The 4025-nt window shown below is 63.7% G+C and carries 6 protein-coding genes, 1 other RNA gene and 1 pseudogene; 4 read left to right on the top strand and 4 right to left on the bottom strand.

All coding sequences use genetic code 11. From position 1 onward, the window contains the following. The 4 genes and pseudogenes from AUC71_RS06585 to AUC71_RS21870 form a co-directional block, all read right to left on the bottom strand. Positions 1 to 487, bottom strand: a pseudogene (locus AUC71_RS06585) (inositol monophosphatase family protein); the annotation flags it as partial. Positions 488 to 530: 43 nt separating this feature from the next. Continuing rightward, entirely contained in the window at positions 531 to 1094 is a 564-nt protein-coding gene (gene efp, locus AUC71_RS06580; protein WP_069623633.1) for an elongation factor P, read from the bottom strand. A gap of 97 nt (positions 1095 to 1191) precedes the next feature. Continuing rightward, positions 1192 to 2103: a tetratricopeptide repeat protein gene (locus AUC71_RS06575; protein ID WP_069623632.1), complete on the bottom strand. Its 912-nt coding sequence runs from the start codon at positions 2101 to 2103 to the stop codon at positions 1192 to 1194. A gap of 43 nt (positions 2104 to 2146) precedes the next feature. Then, the gene (locus AUC71_RS21870) at positions 2147 to 2707 is read right to left on the bottom strand and encodes a thiamine phosphate synthase (RefSeq protein WP_083238152.1); all 561 of its coding nucleotides are present in this window, start codon (positions 2705 to 2707) and stop codon (positions 2147 to 2149) included. Positions 2708 to 2940: 233 nt separating this feature from the next. On the opposite strand from AUC71_RS21870, the gene AUC71_RS06565 reads away from it, so the two are divergent. From AUC71_RS06565 to AUC71_RS18595, 4 genes are all read left to right on the top strand, one after another. Continuing rightward, on the top strand, positions 2941 to 3219 hold the full coding sequence (locus tag AUC71_RS06565; protein ID WP_069623630.1) for a DUF4164 family protein: 279 nt from the start codon (positions 2941 to 2943) through the stop codon (positions 3217 to 3219). A 22-nt stretch (positions 3220 to 3241) separates the two neighbouring features. Then, entirely contained in the window at positions 3242 to 3628 is a 387-nt protein-coding gene (locus AUC71_RS06560) for a cell division protein ZapA (RefSeq protein ID WP_069623629.1), read from the top strand. A gap of 37 nt (positions 3629 to 3665) precedes the next feature. Next, a non-coding RNA gene (ssrS, locus tag AUC71_RS06555) (6S RNA) lies at positions 3666 to 3822 on the top strand. 100 nt (positions 3823 to 3922) lie between these two features. Beyond that, positions 3923 to 4025, top strand: a 103-nt coding sequence (locus AUC71_RS18595) for a YmdB family metallophosphoesterase (protein WP_141701505.1), incomplete at its 3' end; no start/stop codon positions are given.

The following is a 4025-nucleotide window of genomic DNA, read 5'->3' as shown; positions in this document are numbered from 1 at the left end:
ATGCGGGATGCCGGTGCCGATCACCGCGGCCGCAAAGCTCGGAGCGCGCCGCCACGCGCAAGCGGCGGCGATCGTTGAAATAGGCGCCTTTGCCCTTTTCCGCGGTGAAAGTCTCGTCGGTGGCGGGATTGTAGACCATCCCGGCGACCAGTTCACCGTCGCGCTCGAGGGCGATCGAGACGGAGAAGATGGGAATGCCGTGAAGAAAATTCGTGGTGCCGTCGAGCGGGTCGACGATCCAGCGGTGTGTCGTGTCGGCGCCTTTGACCTCGCCGCGCTCCTCCATGAGGAGCCCATAGCCGGGCCGCGCGCGGGAGAGCTCGGTGAAGAGAATGTCCTCGGCGCGGTGATCGGCGGCGCTGACGAAGTTGGCCGGGCCTTTCAGCGAGACCTGAAGCTGCTCCACCTCGCCGAAATCGCGCGCCAGGCTGCGGCCGGCCTTGCGGGCGGCTCCAACCATGACGTTCATCAACGCGGATGCGGGCATTGCTGTGTTGCTCTCGCCGCGTGCGCGGGTTGCCGTCGTGACGCTACTCGGCGCGCTTGACGTAGGTGATCTCGTTGGTGTCGACGACCACGCGCTCGCCCGCCTCGACGAAAGGCGGCACCATGACGCGAACGCCGTTCTCCAACATAGCAGGCTTGTAGGACGAGGCGGCGGTTTGTCCCTTCACAACGGGATCGGCCTCGACCACAGCGAGGGTCACGTGGTCGGGAAGCGCGACGCCGATGGCGCGGCCTTCGTGGCTTTCGACCGTTACCTTCATGCCGTCTTGCAGAAAGGCGGCACGGTCCTCCAGAAGCTCGCGCGGGATCTGGATCTGGTCGTAGGTATCGGTGTCCATGAAGGTAAGCATGTCGCCTTCGGCATAAAGATATTGGTGGTCCTTCTGCTCCAGACGCACGCGCTCCACGGTCTCCGAGGCGCGGAAGCGCTCGTTCAGCTTCGTGCCGTCGATCAGATTTTTGAGTTCGACCTGCGCGTAGGCCGGGCCCTTTCCGGGTTTCACGGCCTGGGTCTTCACGGCAAGCCAGAGGCCGTTCTTGTGGGTGATCACGTTGCCGGGCCTGATCTCGTTGCCGTTGATTTTCATGGAGTCCCTTTTGGGATGCGTGGAGACGTCGCGCCTTTAAGACTTGGGGCCCCGCCACTGTCAAGGGCGGGCGGCGGCGGGTGCTCGGCGCGACCCGCTAATCGGTCAGGCGCCCCGACTCCCAGGCATCCACCTGGCGCTCGGCCTCCACACGCTCTTCCTTGCTGAGCTTGGCCAGCATGATGTCGAGGGAGAAGTCGCTGACCCCGGCTTGCCGTGCCAGCAAATGCCATTTGGCCGCCCTGACCGTATCGGGCTCGAAGACGACGCCGTTGGCGTAGAGCCGTGCCAGGCGATTCTGGGCCACGGGGTTGCCCTTCTCCGCCGCGATCCGGAAGAGCTGGGCCGCGCGTTTCTCGTCCTTGGCCACGCCTTCGCCCCTGAACAGCATGGTGGCGTATTCGACCTGGGCTGCCGAGAGGCCGCCCTCGGCCGCCTTGCCGGTCCATTCGGCGGCCTTTTCCTTGTCGATCGGAACGCCCCGGCCGAACTGGTAGAAGGCGCCGAGATCGTACTGGGCCTGCGGGTTGCCGCGTGCGGCGGCCTTCTCCATCCATTTGGCGGCCTTGGCCTCGTCGGCGGGGCGGCCGCGCCCATTCAGATAAAGAAGGGCGAGATTGTATTGCGCGGCGGGATTGCCCGCCTTGGCGGCATGCTCGAACAAGTCGCCGGCGATGCGGAGGTCCTTGCGCACGCCCTGGCCTTCGGCGACCAAAAGGCCAAGCGAGAACTGCGCGTTGGGATCGCCGAGGTCGGCGGCCTTGGCGTAGGCATCGGCCGCCTTGGCGTAATCCTGGGCCACGCCGAAGCCGCTCGCATAGATCTCGCCGATGAGCGTATAGGCCTCCTTGGATCCTGCCTCGGCCTCCTTCTCCGCAAGCTCGAGCGCCGTCAGATATTTGCCTTCGGCGTAAGCGGCATAGGATTCGCTTTCCTTGGCGTGGGCCTGACCCGTTCCCAGCAGGCAGGCGCTCACAGAGAAAAGGCAGGCGGCGACGATGCGTCTCACGCGGCTCTCCTCGCGCCGCGAATAGCCTTATCGATGTCGGTAATCATGCGAGCGCGGAATCGCTCTGCCAGATGGTGGGCGGCGGAGCAATGAAATCAGCTCCGAGGGCCGCAAGCTGCTCCGCATGGGCCACGGTCCCGACATTCCAGGCCACGCAGGGCACCACAAAAATTTCGGACCACCAAGCGACAAAATCCGTATACTGATCGAAATGATCGATAGTGCCTGCCTCCACACCGAAGGCGATATAGTCGGCGCCTGCCTCGGCGAGCGCCATCGCGCCGTGCCGGTCGAGGCCACAACCCACGCCGATATTCGCGCTTTCTCCAAGACGCGTACGGGCGCGGGCATAGAGATCGGGATCGGCGGGAATATGCACGCCGTCGGCGCCAAGATCCTCGGCGCGACGAGGTCGTTCTCGATCAGGCAGGCGACGCCCGCCCCTTGCACGAGATCGATCATGCGATCGGCTGGAACCTTTTCCGATGCCTGTCCGTTGTCGCACAGCAACACGCAAGCCGGGGCGACCTGCGCCAGGGCTTGGGTCAGTTGTGCGTCGAGCTTCGCAGTCAGTGGTGCCGGAACCTGCAGGTAGAGCCGGCATTGGGGCTTGGCGTCGGCCATGATCAGGGGGTTCCCACAGCGTTTGCGCGTCCGTCTCAAATCACACGCCTCGCGCCGCTGTCAAATTTGCGCAGTGCACAGTGAGAAGAGGGTTGTCGGCGGGTCGTTGAAGATTGAACATAGTGTCACCACATTGTCGCCAGGCTGCCGATCCACACATCGCTAGGCACCTTGACGATGAGTCGATGGCGTCGAGCGGGGAGGGCGAGCGCGATGAACCAGACTGATGCTCTTCAACGGTTTGATGCCGCGCTTGATGAGCTTGAGGGGCATCTCAAGCAGGTCCTCACCGAGGATGATGGGGAAGCCTCCATCCCGCTTCTCAAAGAGCAAATTCGATTTCTGATCGAGGAGCGGGACCAGCTGATGGACGATCTCGAAGCCGAGCGGCTCCGCATTCGCCGCCTCAAAGCCGCCAACGACGAGGTTTCCGGCCGGCTCGAGGTTGTGATGGGAACTCTCAAGGATATGATGCCGGCCATGCCGGGTTAGCTTTGCCAAGCTGGGGGCCTTCATGGGGCAGGTGAGTGTCACGCTGAACGGGCGAAATTATCGTCTGGAATGCAGCGAAGGCGAGGAGGCTCATCTCATCGCGCTCGCCGACTATCTCGGCACTCATGTCGATGAGATGCGGCGGAAGTTCGGCCAAGTGGGAGACGATCGCCTGATCCTTATGGCGTCTCTGGTCGTGGCGGACGAGCTGTGGGAGCTGCGGCGCGAGATCGACGATCTCAAAACGACGCTGGCCGGGGCCCGCCGGGACAAGTCCGCTGCCGATGAAAACGCCAAGAGCATCGAAGCGGACCTCACGGAGAAGATCGGCGAAGCGGCGGAGCGCCTCGAACTGATCAATGCCCGATTCGCCGGGGCTCGCTCCGGAGGCGCGGCGCAGCGCCGCTAGTCATTTGGACACAATTGTTTCTCTATAGTCTGCTGTTGGCGGGCTGCGGGGTGCGTTAGGAGCATTATTCCAGGGCCCTATAAGATTCTATGGGAGCTGACCCTGGCGGGGACCCTGGTCTTCGCTACTCGGCGCCCACCTACTTAATGTAGGGAGACCGGAATCTTACCTCCGACGGCCATCGCGGCCCTGCCAATCCCGCCTCGCTTGCGCCCAGCCCTCAGGCTGGCCGCAGGCGCCGCTATTCTGTATTGACCCCCGGATGATCCACTTACGAAAGCCGTGCGGCACCCCATGCGTCTTCTGTTCCTAGGTGACGTGGTGGGCCGGTCCGGGCGGGCGGCCCTGCTCGAGACCTTACCGAAATTGCGCGAGCGCTATGCGGCCGACTTCGTCG

It is taken from the genome of Methyloceanibacter marginalis (assembly GCF_001723295.1).
GTDB classification, from domain to species: domain Bacteria; phylum Pseudomonadota; class Alphaproteobacteria; order Rhizobiales; family Methyloligellaceae; genus Methyloceanibacter; species Methyloceanibacter marginalis.
The sequence above is the reverse complement of the archived record's forward strand: the minus strand, read 5'-3'. Positions and strand labels throughout refer to the sequence as shown.